Genomic DNA, 19,147 nt, shown 5'->3' on the forward strand with positions numbered 1-19,147 from the left:
CTCAATCTTGTGGATATCTATGACGATTCGGCGAATGCTGCGGAGGAAGGTCAAAACCTGCGCGGACTATGATTGCTTCCGGAGTTTCCTGTGATCTGATCGAGATGTCCCCGAGATGGGGATGTTTCACAGAATGCAATCGAGGAACTGTATGAACGCCAGAACTGCTCGTCCGCTCGCCGTCGCCGCGTTGGTGCTGTCCGCGGGCGCCCTGAGTGTCGGTACCGCCACCGCGGCTTCCCCTGCCCCCGTTGCGGGTTCGGTGGAAGTGTGTCTGCCTCTCCCGGTCGGCCCGATCGAGCTCAGCCTGTGCCTCTGACCGGCTAGCCGAAGTGCCCCCGGTGGTGGCGGAAACGTTCATTCGCCACCACCGGGTGGCAGGCTCGGGGGCGATCGAACCGTCCGATGGTGTTGTCGGAATCCATAATTGATCCGGATTTCCGTTGCTGTTTATCACAAGCGAAGCCAGGACGGCGGTTTGTGGTACACGGTAGATTGGGGGCTTGCCCAGTGATCTGGGTTGGGAAGGATTCATCATGGCTGTCTCACCATCCATTGCGCCGTTCTTGACCGCAGCGGGCCGTCCGGTGTCGAACCCCTTGAAGGATGTGCGGACGATATCCCGTCAGATGGTGGGCCATTTCATCGAAAATGTCGTGCCGTGCGCGACACTGCCCGGCGAGGTACTCGACGGTGATGTCACCACGGTGACCCGGGTGTGTCTGGAGCTGACCAGGGGCGCGCTCGACGGGCGTGACCTACCGGGGCGGCTGGAACAGATCCAAGCCGCGGCCGCGGACTGGGCGCGGGAGGGCATCCCGATCGACACCATCCACAATGCCGTGCACGAAGGGTTCAAACTCGGTTTCGACCTCGTCATCGCCGGTGTCACCAACCAGGACCACGAGACCGTCGTCGGTGTGGCCCGGCGGCTGACCGACATCCAGAACATGATCACCTCGGCGGTATCCATGGCCTATGTGCGGGAACTGCGTTCGGTCGTCAGTGAGCACCACACCGCCGTCCACACGTTGACCTCGGCATTGCTCGGTGGTCAGAACACCTCGACGATGGCCAGGGAATGCGGCATCACCGTCGCCGACAGCTATCACGTCGTCGCGCTCGCGCTGCCGCCCCATGTCGAGGAATTCATCCCTTCGCTCGACGGCAATGTGGTCGCCCGGCGCAAGCTGCGTCGCGTGCAGGCCGAGCTGGCGAACCGGTGTGTGGGCAAGGTGCTGTCGCTGTTGAGTGTCGACGGCGGCACCCTGCTGCTGCCCACCTCGGAGTTCTCCGAACTCGAACTGGACGAACTGATCGCCGGATTGTCCGAGGCGGCCCAGGTTCCGGTGCGCGCGGTGACGACGACCGCGATACCCGCGGACATTCCGCGCGCGGCCGAACAGGTCCATGAACTGGTCGAAATAGTGGATCGGCTCGGTGGCTCGAGCAGGGTCTATCGTCCGCATCAACTGGCATTCGAATATCAGCTGACCAGGCAGGGCCCGGCCCGCGACTACCTGAGCTCGGTCGTCGATTCCCTCGAAGCGCATCCGGAACTGCTGCAGACGCTCGAGGTGTACATGGCGACGAATTTGCAGCGCTCGCGGACCGCGCGCGAGTTGTTCATCCACACGAATACGGTGGACTACCGACTGAAACGGATCGGCCAGCTCACCGGCTTCGATCTGAACGACGTCACCGGTCTGTGTTATCTCCGCGCGGCGCTGCTGATCCGCGCGCATCGCGGACTCGGCAAGCCGCACAACCTGCGCGCCGAGGGCGAGACCAGTTCTCGCGCAGGGTGATCCGGGCGGGGCTATGCCGCTCGGACGGTGACCGTGGTGTCGGTGCTGGGGAATTCGAAGACGCGAAGGCGTCCGGTCACCAGGTCGACCGTATCGGCGATCACGCGTCCGGCGTTATGCGCGCCGCCGGCGAAGCTCGTGCTGATCACGCGGTAGCTACGACGCGGGGTGACCACGATGTCACCGGATTCCAGCAGTCCGGCCGAGGTGGGCGCGCCGGGGCAACTGTCGGCCGTCTCGGTGCGGCGGTTGACGCCGAGCAAACTCAACACTGTGTTTCTCCCGTGGTGTACGTCGCGGAATCCGCGTCCCGTCGCCGGTTCCGCGAACGGGTATCGGGATCTTTTTACCCAGGGACGGTGCGCGGGAAACCGCCGAAAATCCGCGGTCCGTTCCCGATGAGCGGGAAGACGCGCAGGCGCTGACATCCGCCAGGTCATACGGTGAGTTTCATGACGGCAACCCCCCAGCCCGACGACGCCGCGACGCATCTGGCGCGGTTGGCGGCGATCGAGTCGATCACCGCGCTCAAGCATCGTTACTTCCGTGCCTGCGATGCCAAGGACCCCGAAGGGTTCCGCGACTGTTTCGTCGCGGTCGGCTCGGCGCTGGACTACGGCGAACTCGGTGCGATGGATGCCGACGGCATGGCCGCGGTCTTCGCCTCGATCGCCCTGCAGCAGGTAGACGGCAAGCACGCGATCCTCGACATGCACCACGGCGTGCACCCCGACATCACGGTGCGCGCGGACGGCACCGCGAGCGGCCGGTGGACGCTGCGGTTCCGCCAGGTCAACCTCATCGAGCGCACCGAGACCGTCGCCACCGGCGAATACGCCGACGAATACCGGCTGGAGGACGGCCGCTGGAAGATCGCGACCTGCACGTTCCACCGGCTGTGGGCGATCACCCGGCCGCTCGACGACGCCTGCCGGATCGCGCAGTAGGGCCCCGGACATGTCGAAGATCGCTTTGGTGACCGGCGCCAGCCGCGGCGTCGGCAAGGGAATCGCGCTGGCGCTCGGCACCGCGGGATGGACCGTGTATCTGACCGGACGGGGCAGCGCGGATGGCGGTGGCCCGCTGGAGGCGGCAGCCGCCGAGGTGAGCGCCCGCGGCGGCACCGGCATCGCCGTGCGGTGCGACCATCGTGACGACGCGCAGATCGCCGCGGTCTTCGCCCGCATCGCCGCCGAACAGGACGGGCTCGACCTGCTGGTCAACAACGTCTGGGCCAATCCCGACGGTTTCGCCGGGTTCAGCGACCCGTTCTGGCAGCGGCCCGTCGATGACTGGGACACGCTGATCGGCGTCGGCCTGCGCGCGCACTATGTCGCCTCCGTCGAGGCGGCGCGGCGCATGGTCGCCCGCGGCAGCGGCGTCATCGCCAACATCTCCTCGTTCGGCACCCGCGGCTACCTGCACTCGGTGCTGTACGGGATGTCGAAGGCGGGGCTGGACAAGATGGCCTGTGACATGGCCGTGGAGCTGCGCGGGACGGGTGTGAGCACCGTGTCGCTGTGGCCCGGGATCGTGCGCACCGAGCAGGTGCTGGCCATGGGTGTCGAGGACATCGAGGGGTTCCCGATCGCGGGTGCGGAAACACCGGAATTCGTCGGCAGGGTGGTCCTGGCGCTGGCCACCGATCCCGAGATCGGCACCCGCAGCGGCAGCACGGTGATCACCGCCGAGGCGGCCGTCGAATACGGGATCACCGATATCGACGGTGGACAGCCGGTGTCACATCGCGCGGCCTTCGGTGGCGGCGCAGTCTTCGGTATCCGGTGAGAAAGGGATTTGTGATGGAGCTTTCGGGCAAAGTAGTGCTGGTCACCGGTGGAGCGCGCGGTCTGGGCGCGGCCTTCGCGCAGGGGATCGTCGCCGCGGGCGGCAGTGTCGTGATCGGTGACCTCTTGGACGAGGACGGCGCCGCCGTCGCAGGCGAGCTGGGGGAGCGCGCCCGGTTCGTACACCTCGATGTCACCGACCCGGCGTCGTGGCAGCAGGCCGTCGACACCGCTGTCGGTGCCTTCGGCACACTGACCGGCCTGGTGAACAATGCCGGGGTGACCGCCTCGGGTGTGCCGCTGGTCGAGGAGCCGCTCGAGACGTTCCAGCGGGTGATCCAGGTCAACCTGGTATCGGTGAACATCGGCATCCACGCGGTGGTGCCCGCCCTGCGGGCGGCCGGTGGTGGTTCCATCGTCAATATCTCCTCGGCCGCCGGGCTGGTCGGCCTGGCGCACACAGGCGCCTACGGCGCGGCCAAGTGGGGTGTGCGCGGGCTCACCAAGGTCGCCGCGGTCGAGCTCGCGCGCGACCGGATCCGGGTCAACTCGGTACACCCCGGAATGGTGCTCACCCCGATGACCGCGCCCACCGGAATCAGTCTGGCGGAGGGCGGCTTTCCGAACGCGCCGCTGGGCAGAGTCGGGCGACCTGAAGAACTCGCCGGAGCGGTCACCTACCTGCTCAGCGACGCTGCCTCGTACACGACCGGCGCCGAGCTGGCCGTGGACGGCGGCTGGACGGCAGGCCCTCCGGTCGTCGACATGAACGGCTAGTTCCTCGGCACCACGATCCGCCCGGCATCTGCGCCGTTCACTGGCTCGGCTCCGGTAGCTGGCACTCGGTGATCTTCGGGTTCGCCCCCAGATAGTTGAGGGGGCCCGCCACGAGCGTGACGGCGATCGTGCCCCAGTCGCCGCAGTTGACCGGCGGATTGGTGAAGTAGTTCCGCTGCATAGCCGCGACCATCCCGGACCCGACCCAGACCAGCAGCAGCGTAGACAGCAAGAACTTGGCGACTTGATGGGATGGCCTGGCGTGGATCTCTCGTACTTCGCGAATTTCCCGATCACGTCGATTCCGTCGGCCGCGCATCGTCATCGCATCCTCTCCGTGTGCGATCAATCACGCTGATACCCCATGTGAACAGCGGCAATCCTGTGGACACCACCACGACACGCGCAAAGTCTGCAGTACCAACTGTGCGGCCCGGCAACCGGACAGTCAACGGTACGCCCCGAAAGCCGTGCCGCGTAGCCGCCGCCACCGAGGGTTGTCGGACCCCGCTGCCAGACTCGGTCACGTGCGATGGGCGGTGGCGGAGTGGGGTGACGGTGGTGCTCGTTTGTGTCCCCTCGAGCGGGACGGCCGGCCCGCGGGACCGGTGGTCTACGAGCCGTCGCTGGCCGAGGCGGTGCGCTCGCGTCCCGAGGTCGAGCGGTGGGTGTGGCGATCCACCGCCGAGATCTACCGGACCTTGCTCGCGGCCGGTGTGCGCGTGGAGCGCTGTTACGACGTGCAGGCCGCGGAAGCCCTGCTGATCGGGCACGAGGAGGGTCAGGCGGGTCAGGCGCGATCCCTGGCGGCAGCCTGGGCGCGCCTGCACAACCTGCCGGTCCCGCCGGACGCTCCCGCACGGGCTCCCGAATCCCAGCCGTCGCTGTTCGAGTCGGCGCCGGTACCGCTCCCGCCCGGCACGGACGAGTTCACCGCGCTGTTGGACGTCTACGCGGGTCAGGTCGCCAGGACGGCGCAGACCGAGCATCCGGAACGCATGCGGCTGCTGCTTGCCGCCGAATCGGCGGGCATGCTGGTGGCCACGGAGATGTCGCGATCCGGGATCCCGTGGCGCGCGGATGTCCACCGCGAATTGCTGGACACCATGCTGGGGGAGCGGGTTCCCGGTGCGCCGGAACCGCGCCGGATGGCGGAGTTGGCCGATGAGGTGTCGCGCGCCTTCGGTGGCGCCGTCCGGGTTCGGCCCGACCTGCCCGCCGACATCGTCAAAGCCTTCGCCCGCGCCGGGATCGAGCTGTCGTCCACCCGAAAATGGGAACTCCAGCAGGTCGACCACCCCGCCGTGGCGCCACTGCTGGCCTACAAGTCGCTGTACCGCCTGTACACCGCGCACGGCTGGTCCTGGCTCGAACAGTGGGTACACGCCGGCCGGTTTCGTCCCGAGTACCTGCCCGGTGGCACGGTGACGGGCCGCTGGACCACCAATGGTGGTGGGGCGCTGCAGATTCCGAAGGTGATCCGGCAGGCGATCCGTGCCGACCCCGGCTGGTGTCTGGTGGTCGCCGACGCCGATCAGATGGAGCCGCGCGTGCTCGCCGCCGTATCGCGCGACCCCGGATTGATGGAGGTGGCCGGTCGTGGGGAGGATCTGTACGCGGATCTGGCGGCCCGCGGATTCGGCGGCGACCGCGCCCAAGCCAAGATCGCCCTGCTAGGCGCCATCTACGGCCAGACCTCCGGCGATGCCCTGATCCACCTGGCCGGGCTCCGGCGGCGGTATCCGGCGGCGGTCGCCTATGTCGACGACGCGGCGCGCGCCGGCGAGGAAGGCCGCCTGGTGCGCACGTGGCTGGGCCGCACCTGCCCGCCGCTGTCGGTCGCCGCGCCGGAGGAACCCGACCCGTCCCAGGAGAATCCGGGGGGATATGGCAGCAGTTCCGCGGCCCGAGCCCGTGGCCGGTTCACCCGCAATTTCGTCGTGCAGGGCAGCGCCGCCGATTGGGCCCTGCTGGTGCTGGCCGGTGTGCGTCATGCGATCGCCGGTCTGCGCGCCGAACTGGTCTTCTTCCAGCACGACGAGGTGATCGTGCACTGTCCGGCGGAGGAGGCGACAACGGTGACCGCCGCGATCGCCGCCGCGGCCGAGACCGCAGGCCGGCTCGCTTTCGGATCGACACCGGTACGGTTCCCGTTCACCACCGCTGTGGTGGAGTGTTACGGAGACGCCAAGTAGAAAGACCCCCACACAGAACAGTCCCCGGTAGTCTCCATCGAATCCATGAGCTTCAGTCGTCGCTGACGACTCTGGCATTCGATTGGCTTGCCGGGGGCCTAGCCAGATCCTCGAAAATCGTCACCGCTGTCAACAGACGTCTCCATCGAACAGCCTGGCTCATTTCCGGTGTTCTGGTATATGTACAGTCTTCTCCGGATTTTCGTTCTGTCAATACCTGTGGGCACCTGAATCCGGCCTTTTTCGGCCCATCGGGGCTGCGCAAGCAAATCGGTGCCGAGACGTGCTGTGCATCGGCATCGGTGCGGCGCAGAATGCTGGATGTGGAGCTGACAGCCGTGCGCATCGACAAGCCGGATGATCTCAACGTCGTCATCGGGCAGGCGCACTTCATCAAAACCGTCGAGGATCTGCACGAGGCGCTGGTCGGGGTCAGTTCCCACCTGCGGTTCGGGCTGGCATTCTGCGAGGCGTCCGGGTTGTGCCTGGTCCGGCACTCCGGCAACGACGACGATCTGATCGAGCTCGCCACGACGAACGCACTCGCCGTCGGTGCGGGACATTCGTTCATCGTCTTCCTGCGGGAGGGATATCCGGTCAATGTGCTCAACGCGATCCGGCATGTCCCGGAAGTCTGCGGAATATTCTGTGCCACCGCCAATCCCGTGGATGTGTTGATCGCTCAGACCGAGCTGGGCCGCGGAATTGTCGGAGTGGTCGACGGGTCAGCACCACTGGGCGTGGAAAGTGCCGACGATCAGGCAGACCGTCGACAGCTACTGCGTCAGATCGGCTACAAGTTGTAGGGACCCGCGTCCGCCGAACCGCCGCGTCCTCTGAGCCATTGTGCGGACGGTAACCGTGGAGGACAGTGGGTATGTCCGGTGGCGCCCACCGGGGTGCCGCCTTTAGGGAGCAGGAGGTGGCTCGTGTACGCACGTTCAAGCACCATTGCAGCCCAGCCGTCGTCGATCGACGGCGGACTCGCATACCTGCGCAATGAGGTGATGCCGAATCTGCCCGAGCTGGAAGGCTGGGTCGGTCTGTCGCTGATGGTGGACAGGTCGACAGGGCGCTGCATCGCCACAACCGCGTGGGAATCCGAGGACGCACTGCATGCCAGCAGCCGGCGCGTCCAGCCATTGCGTGAAGGTCTGGCCCAGGCATTGCACGGGCCGGTCGAGAAGGTCGAGGAGTGGGAAGTCGCGGTGATGCATCGCGATCACCTGGCCGGCGCGAACGCGTGCACCCGGTGTACCTGGGTGCAGGTCGATCCGTCCGGTATCGACCAGGCGATCGACACGTTCAAATCACAGCTGATGCCGGAGTTCGAGAAGCTCGAAGGATTCCGCAGCGCCAGCCTGTTCGTCGACCGGGCGACCGGCCGCGGCGTCGGCTCCACCGTCTGGGCGAGCCGCGAGGAGCTCGACAGCAGCCGCGAACACGCCGATCGGATCAGGTCGATGGCGACCCGGGTCACGGGTGCCAGGATTCTCGATGTGGCGGAGTTCAGGTTGGGGTTCGCTCACCTGCGTGTGCCCGAGATGGTCTGACATCAGGAGTCATCCGGCCCGGGAGTGCAAGCTCCCGGGCCGGATGCTGCTAGACCGCATCGCCGCTGTGGGTCGCGAGGTAGACGAGCACACTCGTGGCGAGCGCGAACGCGCCGAGCAGACCACCGGCGACGGTGTCGGCGCGGTTGGTGGCGACCCCGCGTTCGATCCGGTCCCACCCGATGAACGCCGCGGCCACCGCGGCGACAGACGACGGCACCGCAACGAACTCCGTGGCGAACGGGATGAACGAGAAAACACAGGCGACGATGCCGAGCACCAGCGATGCGAGACCGGCGCCGTTGCGTGGTGGCGGCGAGGCCTCGGTGTCGGGCACTCCACGAGCGTAGCCCGCACCCTGCCGACCGTCACGGAGTGCGCGGTCCGCCTTCCCGATCGGCCGGGGTGTAGGGGATATTGGCGGCCCGGTTCTGGTCGACGCGGATCGCCCGGCCCAGTTGGGGGAACGCACGTTGGGCGCAGTCGGGCCGTTCACAGATCTTGCAGCCCGCGCCGATCGGGACCGCGGTGGTCTCGTCGTGGATCGGCAGCCCGTGGGAGTAGACGAGCTTCTCGGCGTAGGCGAGGTCGCACCCAAGGCCGATCGCGAAATCCCTTTTGGGAGAAAGGTATCCGGGTGTGCTCTCGTCGGTCGTGCGGGCCAGCCACAGGTACTTGCGCCCGTCGGGCATCTCGGCGATCTGGGTGCGGATCCGGCCCGGAGTGGTGAATGCCTCGTGCACCACCCACAGCGGGCAGCTGCCGCCGACCCGGGAGAAGTGGAAGGCGGTGGCGGACTGCCGTTTGGAGATATTGCCCGCGCGGTCGGTGCGGACGAAGAAGAACGGGACCCCGCGCTGGTTCGGGCGCTGCAAGGTCGAGAGCCGATGGCAGACGGTCTCGAAGCCGACCTCGAACATCGACGACAGCAGGTCGATGTCGTAGTGCAGTGCTTCGGCGGCGTCGCGAAACCTGGTGTAGGGCAGGATCAATGCCCCCGCGAAGTAGTTCGCCAGACCGATCCGCAACAGCTCACGGGAGCCGGCGGGCATGGTCTCCACCGACGCGGTGAGCGTGTCGATGGTGCCGGCATGGGTGAGGAACGCCAGCTGGGTGGCGAGCTGGAAGGCCCGCTGGCCGGGGGAGAGCCTGCGGGCGAGGGTGATCCGGCGAGCCTGCGGGTCGTAGACGCGCTTGGGGCCGGGGTCGGTGGGGTTGTCGGAGCGGATGGTGACGGTGATGTCATGGCGTTCGTGCAGCAGCCTGGTCAGCTGCAGATCCAGACCGCCGATGCTGAGCCGATTCTGGGTGAAAAGGTGCTCGGCGGCATGGTCGAGTTCGGGGATGTGGTTGCGCCGGTCGTAGAAGAAGTCGCGGACGTCCTCGTAGGGCATCGCCGTGCCGGGTTCCACGGTCGAGCCCTCGATGCCCGCGGAGAACTGTTCCAGCTGCTCGGTGGCTCCGCGCAGGCGCCGATGCAGGCTGACCAACAGCCTGGCCGCACCGGGTACCCGGGTCATCAGGTCGTCGAGTTCGGCGTTGGTGACCGAGTAGGCGTCGGGGTCGTCGGCGAACACGTCCTGCAGGTCGGCCAGCAGCCGGGCGTCGGTGTCGGCGGCGAAGAAGCCCATGTCCAGGTCGAAGGTGGCGTTGAGCCGCAGCAGAACCTGCACGGTCAAGGGGCGCTGGTCGTTCTCGAGCTGGTTGACGTAGCTCACCGATAGCCCGAGCACCTTCGCCATCCCCGATTGGGACAGCCCCCGTTGTTCACGCAGCGTCCGCAGCCGTGCGCCCGCGTACATCTTCTGCATAGCGCCCAATCTAGCAGCGGTGGCTTTCACAACTTACGCAACTTCGCTGATTTTCGTCCACAAGATTTGGCATTTGCGGTGTGTTTCGCGGTAATCGCGCCGTGTGTAACGTGCGAAACAAGCAGTCGAAATTCACCGCTCCTGGAGGCCGCCACCGTGAAGAACCATCTCGTCCGCACGCACCGTTCCGCCGAGGACTTCCCGCGAGAGGAACACCTCGCGTGGCGGATCGCCGAGGTTGCCACCGACGCGGTGCCGGTGCCCGCGGAGACCGAGGAGATGATCGTCAACCGGATCATCGACAACGCGGCGGTGGCGGCGGCCTCGATCACCCGCCGTCCGGTGGCCAACGCGCGCGCCCAGGCGCTGGCGCATCCCTACGGGCCCGGCGCCGCGGTGTTCGGTGTGCCCGGCCGGTTCTCCCCGGAGTGGGCGGCGCTGGCCAACGGAGTCGCGGTGCGCGAGCTCGACTTCCACGACACGTTCCTGGCCGCGGAGTACTCGCACCCTGGTGACAACATCCCGTCGATCCTCGCCGTCGCCCAGCACACCGGCCGCAGCGGCGCCGACCTGATCCGCGGTCTGGCCACCGGGTACGAGATCCAGGTCGACCTGGTGCGCGCGATCTGCCTGCACGAGCACAAGATCGACCACGTCGCCCACCTCGGCCCCTCGGCCGCGGCCGGTATCGGCACCCTGCTCGGCCTGGACACCGAGACGATCTACCAGGCCATCGGGCAGGCCCTGCACACCACGACCGCCACCCGCCAGTCCCGCAAAGGCGAGATCTCGAGCTGGAAGGCCTACGCACCGGCCTTCGCCGGGAAGATGGCCGTCGAAGCGGTCGATCGCGCCCTGCGCGGTGAGGGCGCCCCTGCCCCGATCTGGGAGGGCGAGGACGGTGTCATCGCCTGGCTGCTGGGCGGGCCGAACGCGGAGTACTCGGTGCCGCTGCCCGGCCCCGGCGAGCCCAAGCGCGGCATCCTCGACACCTACACCAAGGAGCACTCGGCCGAGTACCAGAGCCAGGCGCCGATCGACCTGGCCCGCCGGATGCGCGACCGCATCGGCGATCTCGACGAGATCGCCACGATCGTGCTGCACACCAGTCACCACACCCACTACGTCATCGGCACCGGCTCCGGCGACCCGCAGAAGTTCGATCCGACGGCGTCGCGGGAAACCCTCGACCACTCGGTGATGTACATCTTCGCGGTCGCCCTGCAGGACGGCACCTGGCACCACGAGCGTTCCTACGCCCCCGAGCGCGCGCAGCGCCCCGACACCGTCGAGCTGTGGCGCAAGATCTCCACCGCCGAGGACCCGGAATGGACCCGGCGCTACCACTCCACCGACCCGAACGAGAAGGCCTTCGGTGCCCGCGCCGAGGTCACCTTGAAGAGCGGCGAGGTGATCGTCGACGAGCTGGCCGTCGCCGACGCCCACCCGCTGGGCGCCCGCCCGTTCGCCCGCGACCAGTACATCGCGAAGTTCCGCACGCTCGCCGAGGGTGTCATCGACCCGGCCGAGCAGGACCGCTTCCTCGACGTCGCCCAGCGCACCCCCGACCTGTCCGCCGAGGAGCTGGGCCGGCTGAACTTCACCGTCTCCGACGAGGTGCTCGCCCGCGCGCCGAAGCTGCCGAAGGGATTGTTCTGATGACCGGCCTGCTGGCATCGGCGACTTCGGCCGCCGACAAGCGCACCGCGTTCCGGGCCGGTCTGGCTTCGGACCGGATCCAGCGAATCCCCGGCGCGTTCAATCCGTTGGTGGCCAAGCTGATCCAGGAGATCGGCTTCGAGGGCGTCTACGTCTCGGGCGCGGTGGTCTCCGCCGACCTCGCCCTGCCCGATATCGGGCTCACCACGCTGAGCGAGGTCACCGAGCGCGGCCGCCAGATCGCCAGGGTCACCGACCTTCCGGTCCTCATCGACGCCGACACGGGCTTCGGTGAGCCGATGAGCGCGGCCCGCACGGTCACCTTCCTAGAGGACGCCGGGATCGCCGGCGCCCACTTCGAGGACCAGGTCAACCCGAAGCGGTGCGGGCACCTCGACGGCAAGGCCGTGGTCCCCGTCGAAGAGATGGTGCGGCGCCTACGGGCAGCGGTCGCGGCGCGGCGGGACCCGAACTTCGTCCTCTGCGCCCGCACCGACGCCGCGGGCATCGAAGGCATCGACGCGGCGATCGACCGAGCGAAGGCCTACGCCGACGCGGGCGCGGATCTGATCTTCACCGAAGCCCTCTCCGAAGCAGCCGAATTCGAGAAGTTCCGCGCGGCTGTCACGGCACCACTGCTGGCCAACATGACCGAATTCGGCAAGTCCGAGCTGATCTCGGCCCAGACGCTGGAGTCCATCGGCTACAACGCCGTCATCTACCCGGTCTCCACGCTGCGGCTGGCGATGTTCGCCGCGGAGGCCGGGCTGCGCGAGATCTACGAGCAGGGCACCCAATCCGGTCTGCTCGACCGGATGCAGCACCGCAGCCGCCTCTACGAACTGCTGCAGTACGAGCGCTACAACGAATTCGATTCCGACATCTTCAATTTCGCTCTGGAAAGGGACCAGTGATGACGGAGATCGCCGTACCGACCATCTACAAGGGACTCGCCGGTGTCGTCGTCGACACCACCGCGATCTCCAAGGTGGTCCCGGAAACGAACTCGCTGACCTACCGCGGCTACGCCGTGCAGGACCTGGCCGCGCACTGCTCCTTCGAGGAGGTGGCCTATCTGCTGTGGCGTGGTGAGTTGCCCGATCATGTCGAGCTGGAACGGTTCCGCCAGCAGGAGCGCGCGTCCCGGCGCGCGGACCGGTCGCTGCTGTCGCTGGTGGCGAAGATGCCCGACAACTGCCATCCGATGGACATCGTCCGCACCGCGATCAGCTACCTCGGCGCCGAAGACCCGGCCGAGGACGACAACTCGGCACAGGCCAACCGCGCCAAGGCACTTCGGATGCTCGCCGTGCTGCCGACCATCGTGGCCGCCGACCACCGGCGCCGCCACGGCCTGGATCCGATTGCGCCGCACTCGCATCTGGGATACGCGGAGAACTTCCTGAACATGTGCTTCGGTACGATCCCGTCGCGGGAGCTGGTGAAGGCGTTCGAGGTCTCGCTGATCCTTTACGCCGAGCACAGTTTCAACGCCTCGACCTTCGCGGCCAGGGTCGTCACCTCGACGCTGTCCGACATCTACAGCGCGGTCACCGCCGCCATCGGCGCGTTGAAGGGCCCACTGCACGGCGGCGCGAACGAAGCGGTCATGCACGACATGCTCGAGATCGGCGATCCCGCGCTGGCCGAGGAGTGGTTGCGCACGAAGCTGGCGCACAAGGAAAAGGTGATGGGCTTCGGCCACCGGGTCTACAAGAACGGTGATTCCCGTGTGCCCACGATGAAAAGGGCGTTCCTGGACATCGCCGCCGCGACCGACGGCGGCAAATGGGTGCGGATGTACGAAACGCTCGAACACACCATGCACGAGGCCACCGGCATCAAGCCCAACCTCGACTTTCCGACCGGCCCCGCCTATTACCTGCTCGGATTCGACATCGAGGTTTTCACCCCGATCTTCGTGATGAGCCGGATCACCGGCTGGACCGCGCACATCATCGAGCAGGGCGAATCCAACGCCCTGATCCGGCCACTGAGCGAGTACGTCGGAGTGCCGCAACGGGCGGTCGTGGCCTAGCTCGCCGGGGAGTCGCCTTGTCTCCGAAGGTGATTCGGTGGTGACCGGATGAAGCCGGAAGCGGCCGTCTCCGCGCCGCGCGGCGGTATCGTGAGGCGAATCGCCGTGGCGAAGTGAGCAGGTCGAGGGCGGCGACCTACTAGTGGAACTGGGGGAGAGTCGATGACCGGTGCCGAACGACCCACGACCGACGGGCAGCCGACCCCGTTGATCTCCCGGACTCCGTCGGTCGCGCAGAGTCTGCGGACCCACGCGAGTCGGGGAGTGCCGTTCTCGGTCGAGTTCAATCCGCCGCGTGATGCCGCGGGTGAGGCGAGGCTGTGGCGGACGGTGCGCGAGTTCGAGCGGATGCACCCGGCGTTCGTGTCGATGACCTACGGTGCGGGCGGGTCGACCAAGGACCGCACCGCGCGGATCACCGGTGAGCTCGCCACCGAGACCACCCTGCTGCCGGTCGCGCACCTCACCGCCGTCGGGCACAGCGTCGCGGAGTTGCGCGAACTGATCGGCTCCTACGCCGATTCCGGCATCCGCAACGTGCTCGTCCTGCGCGGCGATCCGCCGGGTGATCCGCTCGGTGAGTGGCGCAAGCATCCCGAGGGCGTCGAGTTTGCCGAGGAATTGGTGCGCATCGTGCGCGACCTCGGTGACTTCCACGTCGGTGTCGCCTCGTTCCCGCAGGGCCACCACCGCTCGCCCGACCTCGATCACGACACCCGTCACCTCGTCGCGAAACTGCGTGCGGGCGCGGAGTATTCGATCACGCAGATGTTCTTCGACGTGGAGCACTACCTGCGCCTGCGCGACCGGGTGCTGGCCGCCGACCCGATCGAGGGCGCCAAGCCGATCATCCCCGAGCTGATGCCGATCACTTCACTGCGTACCGTCCAGCGCGCGGAAGAGCTGAGCGGCCGGTCGCTGCCGAAGCGGCTGATGGAACGCCTGCGCCGCGCCGCGGGGGACGGGCCGGAGGAGAACCTCGCCGCCGTGCGGGCCGAGGGAATCGACATCGCGACGGAGATGACCCGACGTCTGATCGACGAGGGCGCCCCCTGCCTGCACTTCATCACCCTGAACTTCGCGAAGGCGACCAGCGAAGTCCTCGGCAACCTCGGCTACGGAGTGACGGCCGCGCCGATCAGCGCCTGAAGTTCACGACGCTACGATCGGGTCACCGGGCCGCCTCAGGGAGGACGCGCAGTGATTCTGACCGACCGCATCGCACGCGGTGTCGCCGCCGGCGAGGTTTCGACGGTGTTCCGGCGCTGGGCGGCACCCAGAGTTCGGGTCGGCGGCACCCTGCACACCAGCGCCGGGATCGTCGAGATCGTCCGCGTCGACCGGATCGAGCCACACGAGATCTCGAACGCCGCCGCGCACCGCGCCGGAGAGCGTGACGCCGAAGCCGTGAAAGCCGCCCTGCGTGGCTCTCCGCAAGATCCGGTCTTCCGGATCGAGGTCCGCTACGTAGGGCCCGACGAACGGGTGGCGTTGAGGAGCGATGCGGACTTGTCCTCGCAGGACGTTGCCGAGATCTCCGCGGCGCTGGCCCGGCTGGACAAGGCGAGTCGCCGGGGACCATGGACAGATATGGTTCTCGCTGCCGTGGCGGAGCATCCCGGTCGCCGTGCGGCCGATCTGGCGGAGCGTCTCGGCAGAGACAAGGATTCGTTCAAGCTCGACGTACGGAAGCTGAAGAATCTCGGCCTGACCCACAGCTTGGAGACCGGCTACGAGATCTCACCGCGCGGCGCGGCGTATCTGCGTGCCATCGCTGGCTGAGAGTTCGTCCCAGTCGTACCGTTGGATTCGGGAGATCAGTCACCGTCGACGAGGAGGCTACTCATGTATGCAGCGAAGGGCGACCGGCTGGTCGTGCATGGCAGGGTCGTCGGGCAACACGATCATGTTGTCGAGATCGTCGAAGTACTCGGCCACGACGGCGCGCCTCCCTACCGGGTGCGGGCTGAAGATGGCCACGAGAGCATCATGTCGCCCGGGACCGACGCCCAGGTGGTGCATCGCGAGGCCTCGGAATCCGAGTAGGCCCGGTCGACAAGGTATGCCGGGATCGTGGAGCGCGGGGGACGGGCACAGGCTGTGGCCCGGTGGGGGTGAACACTTCGCCGGTCGCGGGCACGGCGGGCGGACCGACCGGCCGCAGTCCGGTGCTGCCCGCCCCTGCGGAACCCCGAGCGGAGGTGGTGATGCGCGCCCGGTGACGCCACCCGGCTCGCGGCCTCAGGCTGAGCAAAGAATGGCTGCCGCCGGACTAGGTCCGCAGTGCCGCGGACGAAGCTCGCCGGTGGATTCCGGGTGCTGCTCCTGTCCGGTTGTGGCGGACCAGCCGGCGAGCAGCTTCAGGCTCTCCTCGGCGGCGGTTGCAGGGGGCGCGCTGTAGACGACCACGCTCAGGCCGCTGTCATCCGGCAGGGCATGGTCTCCTGGTCGAGTACCAGGTCGCCGACGAGCGGATGGTTGAGGCGCTTGGTGCTCTGGCTGAAGGCATAGACGTCCTGGGAGCCCCACATCACGCGGAAAGCGTCACTGCGGGTAAACAGTTCACCGATCAGGTTCGACAGCTCCCGGTCGTAGGGGTTCTTCCCGGCCTCGGTGCGCAGCGCGCCGACGGCGAAGCGGGCCATCCGTTCCCAGTCGAGGTAGAACCGCCTCGCCGCGGGGCTGAGGAACGCGAACCGGGCGACGTTCGCCCCGCAGGTCGCATCGGCGTACATCTCCGATTACAGGGCCCGGCCCAGCGGGTTGGCGGCCAGCGTTTCGAGGCGGTTGTTCATGACGGAAGCAAGACGACGATGACGCAATACGGGATGAGTGAAGCCTGGGCGCAGGGCCTGGCAGACATGGCCATCGCCCAGAATGCCGGCATCTACGACGCCGAGCAGAAGTCCCTGACCTCGCCCGCCCCTACCGACTTCCGCCAGTGGTGTCGCGAGGTGCTGAAGCCCGCCGTCCTGGCCTGAACCCCCGCGCATAACGCGAGCTGCTCGGCTTTCCGTCGATGGGCGAGGGTGATGATTCCCCGGTGTCAGCCTTCTTGCTCTGTCAGTGCGGCCGTCGTCAGGGTGAGGTGTCGAGTCAGTATGTCGGCGGCAGTGTCGGGGTCACGGGCCAGCGCTGCCTCCTCCAATCGGCGATGCTCGTCGATGCCGTCGCGCCCAGGGGTGCGCTGTGCCGACCAGCGGCGGGCCAGCTCGCTCGCGACCCACAGCCGGTCGAAGGTTTCCAGTAGCACCGGGTTGCCGCACCCTTCCAAGAGTGTGCGATGGAATACCCGATGGGCCTCGGCCCATTCTTCGCTGTAGTACTCGCCATCCTGCGGGGTGAATGCCGGGGTGCGCGCCAAGCGGTGGTGGGCGGCCCGTACGTCGCTTTCCCAGTTGACGTCACCACGTTCGATCGACATGCGTAGCAGGACTGGCTCGATGGTCCGGCGGGCCTCCCCGATCTGTTGCCAGCGGTGAGCGGTAAAAGCTGGGACCGCGAAGCCGCGATTGGTCAGCCGTTCGGCCAGGCCCTCGCCGACCAGCCGAACCAGCGCCTCGCGCACCACGGCCAGGCTCACGCCGTGTTGCCTGGCTAGATCCTGCGGCTTGAGCGCGTCACTGGGCGCGTACTCGCCGCGCATGATCGCGTTCCGCAGTTGTGCGTAGACCTGCTCGGAAAGCATCTGCTTCGCCGGCTGGGTCGGGGTGGGGGTTGTCCGCGTCATCACTCAATCATAGATGATTTACAAAATCATCGATTATTTCTGATATCGTCGATCTTGTTCGTCTGGTACGACTCGAAAGGCGCGACATGATGAGCGCAAACGATCCCTTCGCCCGTCTTCCCGAGGCGGCCTCGTTCACGGTCACCAGCACCACGGTGAGCGACGGCGCCGCCTGGCCACCCGCCCAGTGGTCCTCCGGCACCTCCGGTGGCAAAGACCTTTCCCCGCAGTTGAGCTGGAGCGGCGCACCCGCGGGCACCAAGAGCTACGCCGTCACCGTGTACGACCCCGATGCCCCCACCGGTTCCGGCTTCTGGCACTGGGCCGTCGCCAACATCCCGGCCACGGCCACGACCCTTCCCGAGGGTGCGGGGGACGACGCGGGTAGCGGTTTGCCGCTCGGCTCCCTCCAATTGCCGAACGACGCGCGCCGACCTCGATACATCGGTGCGGCACCGCCGGCAGGGCACGGTGAGCACCGCTATTTCGTCACCGTGCACGCTCTGGACGTGGATGACGTCGGCATCGCCACCGACTCGACGCCGGCTCTGCTCGGATTCACCATCGCCGGCCACATCCTGGGTCGAGCCACGCTCGTCGCCACGGCGGAGACGACGCAGTGAATGCGGATTCGTCGTCGATGACGGAGCCGATCCCCTGTGATGTCGAGATCGTTCGTCACTCGCAGCGCGACGGCGACGCCATCGTCCGCTGGGTCGAGGTCGTCGTGAACGGCCTGCCGATGCCGGCCACCGGTGAGCCGCGCGTCGTGCACACGCCGCTCGGCACACACGTCGCGCTCGACCTGACCGCAACGTCGGTCAGTATCCGGACCGAGGACGGGACATGAGACCGCAAGGAAAGACTCTGAGCGACAACGATATCGACCGCATGGTCGATCGAACAGTGCTGATCACGGGTGCGACGGACGGACTCGGCCGCGACCTCGCGGTGCGGCTCGGCGCAGCGGGCGCCCGGCTGATCCTGCACGGCCGCAACCCCGATCGGGCCGCAGCGGTCGCCGCCGAAGTGTCAGCAGCAAGCGGACACGTTCCGCTGATCATCCTGGCCGACCTGTCGCGACTTGCGGAGGTGGACCGGCTGGCCGACGAGATCATCGCCCGCACTTCGCGATTGGATGTGCTCGTGAACAATGCCGGCACCGGCGGCCGGCCGGACGGGAGACGCGAGCTCAGCGCCGACGGCAACGAATTGCTGTGGGCGGTCAACCATCTGGCCCCTTATCGGCTGACGCGGCGGTTGCTTCCGCTGCTACGGACCTCGGCTCCGGCCCGGGTGGTGAACGTAGCCTCTGCCGGTCAGCAGGAGATCGACCTCGACGATCCGACGCCCGAGCACGACTACGACGTGTACACCGCTTACTGCCGAGCCAAGCTGGCGATGATCATGGCGACCATCGAGTACGCCGAGGAACTCGACGGGACCGGTGTCACCGTGAACGCCCTGCACCCGGCCACCCTCATGGCGACGACCATGGTGCTGGAATCCGGCGTCACGCCGATCAGCACCGTCGCCGAAGGCACGGACGCGACCCTCCGGCTGATCTGCGACCCCGGCCTGTCGCGGATGACAGGCCGGTACTTCAACGGCACCAGGCAGAGCCGTCCGCACGCGCAGGCCGACGATCCGAAGGCACGCCGTCGGCTGCTCGAAATCAGTGACACCGCCGTCATTTCGGCGGTGGGCCGATAGGTCGGGTGGGCCGGTAGATGCGCCTCAGGTGACCTATCGGCCCACCACCCATCGAACCCCCGACCCGGCGGCTCGA

General features: G+C 67.4%; 24 protein-coding genes. 18 read left to right on the top strand and 6 right to left on the bottom strand.

What is annotated here, in order from left to right:
- Window positions 1–151 precede the first annotated feature (151 nt).
- A complete protein-coding gene (locus tag IEY60_RS30105) occupies window positions 152–319 on the top strand; it encodes a hypothetical protein (protein WP_189033890.1) in 168 nt (55 codons plus the stop codon).
- A gap of 217 nt (window positions 320–536) precedes the next feature.
- Window positions 537–1,808 carry a PucR family transcriptional regulator gene (locus IEY60_RS30110; RefSeq protein WP_189033891.1) on the top strand — a complete coding sequence of 424 codons (1,272 nt, stop codon included), beginning with the start codon at window positions 537–539 and terminating at the stop codon, window positions 1,806–1,808.
- A gap of 11 nt (window positions 1,809–1,819) precedes the next feature.
- On the opposite strand, the gene IEY60_RS30115 is transcribed toward IEY60_RS30110, so the two are convergent.
- Window positions 1,820–2,080, bottom strand: coding sequence for a hypothetical protein (locus IEY60_RS30115; protein ID WP_189033892.1), 261 nt, complete (start codon window positions 2,078–2,080; stop codon window positions 1,820–1,822).
- 180 nt (window positions 2,081–2,260) lie between these two features.
- Here IEY60_RS30115 and IEY60_RS30120 point away from each other — a divergent pair, with 180 nt between their 5' ends.
- The 3 genes from IEY60_RS30120 to IEY60_RS30130 are packed head-to-tail and all read left to right on the top strand — an operon-like array spanning window position 2,261 to window position 4,372.
- On the top strand, window positions 2,261–2,755 hold the full coding sequence (locus IEY60_RS30120) for a nuclear transport factor 2 family protein (protein WP_189033893.1): 495 nt from the start codon (window positions 2,261–2,263) through the stop codon (window positions 2,753–2,755).
- A gap of 10 nt (window positions 2,756–2,765) precedes the next feature.
- Window positions 2,766–3,596, top strand: coding sequence for an SDR family NAD(P)-dependent oxidoreductase (locus IEY60_RS30125; protein ID WP_189033894.1), 831 nt, complete (start codon window positions 2,766–2,768; stop codon window positions 3,594–3,596).
- A gap of 14 nt (window positions 3,597–3,610) precedes the next feature.
- On the top strand, window positions 3,611–4,372 hold the full coding sequence (locus IEY60_RS30130) for a glucose 1-dehydrogenase (RefSeq protein WP_189033895.1): 762 nt from the start codon (window positions 3,611–3,613) through the stop codon (window positions 4,370–4,372).
- 37 nt (window positions 4,373–4,409) lie between these two features.
- Here IEY60_RS30130 and IEY60_RS30135 read toward each other — a convergent pair whose 3' ends face one another.
- Window positions 4,410–4,697, bottom strand: coding sequence for a hypothetical protein (locus IEY60_RS30135; RefSeq protein WP_189033936.1), 288 nt, complete (start codon window positions 4,695–4,697; stop codon window positions 4,410–4,412).
- A 202-nt stretch (window positions 4,698–4,899) separates the two neighbouring features.
- On the opposite strand from IEY60_RS30135, the gene IEY60_RS30140 reads away from it, so the two are divergent.
- The 3 genes from IEY60_RS30140 (at window position 4,900) to IEY60_RS30150 (ending at window position 8,120) form a co-directional block, all read left to right on the top strand.
- Window positions 4,900–6,567, top strand: a complete 1,668-nt coding sequence (locus IEY60_RS30140; RefSeq protein WP_189033896.1) for a bifunctional 3'-5' exonuclease/DNA polymerase — start codon at window positions 4,900–4,902, stop codon at window positions 6,565–6,567.
- Between the two features lie 314 nt (window positions 6,568–6,881).
- Window positions 6,882–7,373, top strand: coding sequence for an adenosine-specific kinase (locus IEY60_RS30145; protein WP_189033897.1), 492 nt, complete (start codon window positions 6,882–6,884; stop codon window positions 7,371–7,373).
- A 78-nt stretch (window positions 7,374–7,451) separates the two neighbouring features.
- Entirely contained in the window at window positions 7,452–8,120 is a 669-nt protein-coding gene (locus tag IEY60_RS30150) for a hypothetical protein (RefSeq protein ID WP_308426140.1), read from the top strand.
- Between the two features lie 49 nt (window positions 8,121–8,169).
- Here the strand turns inward: IEY60_RS30150 and IEY60_RS30155 are convergent, their stop codons facing one another.
- Together IEY60_RS30155 and IEY60_RS30160 are read right to left on the bottom strand one after the other, a co-directional pair.
- The gene (locus tag IEY60_RS30155; protein ID WP_229740256.1) at window positions 8,170–8,457 is read right to left on the bottom strand and encodes a hypothetical protein; all 288 of its coding nucleotides are present in this window, start codon (window positions 8,455–8,457) and stop codon (window positions 8,170–8,172) included.
- A 31-nt stretch (window positions 8,458–8,488) separates the two neighbouring features.
- Window positions 8,489–9,931 carry a short-chain fatty acyl-CoA regulator family protein gene (locus IEY60_RS30160; RefSeq protein ID WP_189033898.1) on the bottom strand — a complete coding sequence of 481 codons (1,443 nt, stop codon included), beginning with the start codon at window positions 9,929–9,931 and terminating at the stop codon, window positions 8,489–8,491.
- 156 nt (window positions 9,932–10,087) lie between these two features.
- On the opposite strand from IEY60_RS30160, the gene prpD reads away from it, so the two are divergent.
- From prpD to IEY60_RS30190, 6 genes are all read left to right on the top strand, one after another.
- Window positions 10,088–11,590 (top strand): 2-methylcitrate dehydratase PrpD, encoded by a 1,503-nt coding sequence (gene prpD, locus IEY60_RS30165; protein ID WP_189033899.1) that lies wholly within the window; start codon window positions 10,088–10,090, stop codon window positions 11,588–11,590.
- Window positions 11,590–12,504: a methylisocitrate lyase gene (gene prpB / locus IEY60_RS30170; protein ID WP_189033900.1), complete on the top strand. Its 915-nt coding sequence runs from the start codon at window positions 11,590–11,592 to the stop codon at window positions 12,502–12,504. The genes prpD and prpB overlap by 1 nt, the downstream gene beginning before the upstream one ends.
- Complete coding sequence (locus IEY60_RS30175) at window positions 12,504–13,628, top strand: bifunctional 2-methylcitrate synthase/citrate synthase (protein ID WP_189033901.1); 1,125 nt, start codon at window positions 12,504–12,506, stop codon at window positions 13,626–13,628. The genes prpB and IEY60_RS30175 overlap by 1 nt, the downstream gene beginning before the upstream one ends.
- 162 nt (window positions 13,629–13,790) lie before the next feature.
- Window positions 13,791–14,777, top strand: coding sequence for a methylenetetrahydrofolate reductase (locus tag IEY60_RS30180; protein ID WP_189033902.1), 987 nt, complete (start codon window positions 13,791–13,793; stop codon window positions 14,775–14,777).
- A gap of 51 nt (window positions 14,778–14,828) precedes the next feature.
- Window positions 14,829–15,410, top strand: coding sequence for a hypothetical protein (locus tag IEY60_RS30185; protein WP_189033903.1), 582 nt, complete (start codon window positions 14,829–14,831; stop codon window positions 15,408–15,410).
- Window positions 15,411–15,473: 63 nt separating this feature from the next.
- Window positions 15,474–15,674, top strand: a complete 201-nt coding sequence (locus IEY60_RS30190; RefSeq protein ID WP_189033904.1) for a DUF1918 domain-containing protein — start codon at window positions 15,474–15,476, stop codon at window positions 15,672–15,674.
- 365 nt (window positions 15,675–16,039) lie between these two features.
- Here IEY60_RS30190 and IEY60_RS36065 read toward each other — a convergent pair whose 3' ends face one another.
- On the bottom strand, window positions 16,040–16,363 hold the full coding sequence (locus IEY60_RS36065; RefSeq protein WP_229740257.1) for an MmyB family transcriptional regulator: 324 nt from the start codon (window positions 16,361–16,363) through the stop codon (window positions 16,040–16,042).
- Between the two features lie 93 nt (window positions 16,364–16,456).
- Here IEY60_RS36065 and IEY60_RS30200 point away from each other — a divergent pair, with 93 nt between their 5' ends.
- A complete protein-coding gene (locus IEY60_RS30200; RefSeq protein WP_189033905.1) occupies window positions 16,457–16,609 on the top strand; it encodes a hypothetical protein in 153 nt (50 codons plus the stop codon).
- Between the two features lie 65 nt (window positions 16,610–16,674).
- On the opposite strand, the gene IEY60_RS30205 is transcribed toward IEY60_RS30200, so the two are convergent.
- Entirely contained in the window at window positions 16,675–17,358 is a 684-nt protein-coding gene (locus IEY60_RS30205) for a GntR family transcriptional regulator (RefSeq protein ID WP_189033906.1), read from the bottom strand.
- Window positions 17,359–17,447: 89 nt separating this feature from the next.
- Between IEY60_RS30205 and IEY60_RS30210 the strand changes: the two genes are divergently transcribed.
- The 3 genes from IEY60_RS30210 to IEY60_RS30220 are packed head-to-tail and all read left to right on the top strand — an operon-like array spanning window position 17,448 to window position 19,071.
- The gene (locus IEY60_RS30210; protein ID WP_189033907.1) at window positions 17,448–17,981 is read left to right on the top strand and encodes a YbhB/YbcL family Raf kinase inhibitor-like protein; all 534 of its coding nucleotides are present in this window, start codon (window positions 17,448–17,450) and stop codon (window positions 17,979–17,981) included.
- 17 nt (window positions 17,982–17,998) lie between these two features.
- Window positions 17,999–18,208, top strand: coding sequence for a hypothetical protein (locus IEY60_RS30215; protein WP_189033908.1), 210 nt, complete (start codon window positions 17,999–18,001; stop codon window positions 18,206–18,208).
- Window positions 18,205–19,071 carry an SDR family NAD(P)-dependent oxidoreductase gene (locus IEY60_RS30220; RefSeq protein ID WP_229740258.1) on the top strand — a complete coding sequence of 289 codons (867 nt, stop codon included), beginning with the start codon at window positions 18,205–18,207 and terminating at the stop codon, window positions 19,069–19,071. Before IEY60_RS30215 ends, IEY60_RS30220 begins: the two co-directional genes overlap by 4 nt.
- The last annotated feature ends 76 nt before the right edge of the window (window positions 19,072–19,147 follow it).

Origin of the sequence: Nocardia rhizosphaerihabitans, from assembly GCF_014646295.1 — a bacterium.
GTDB lineage: Bacteria > Actinomycetota > Actinomycetes > Mycobacteriales > Mycobacteriaceae > Nocardia > Nocardia rhizosphaerihabitans.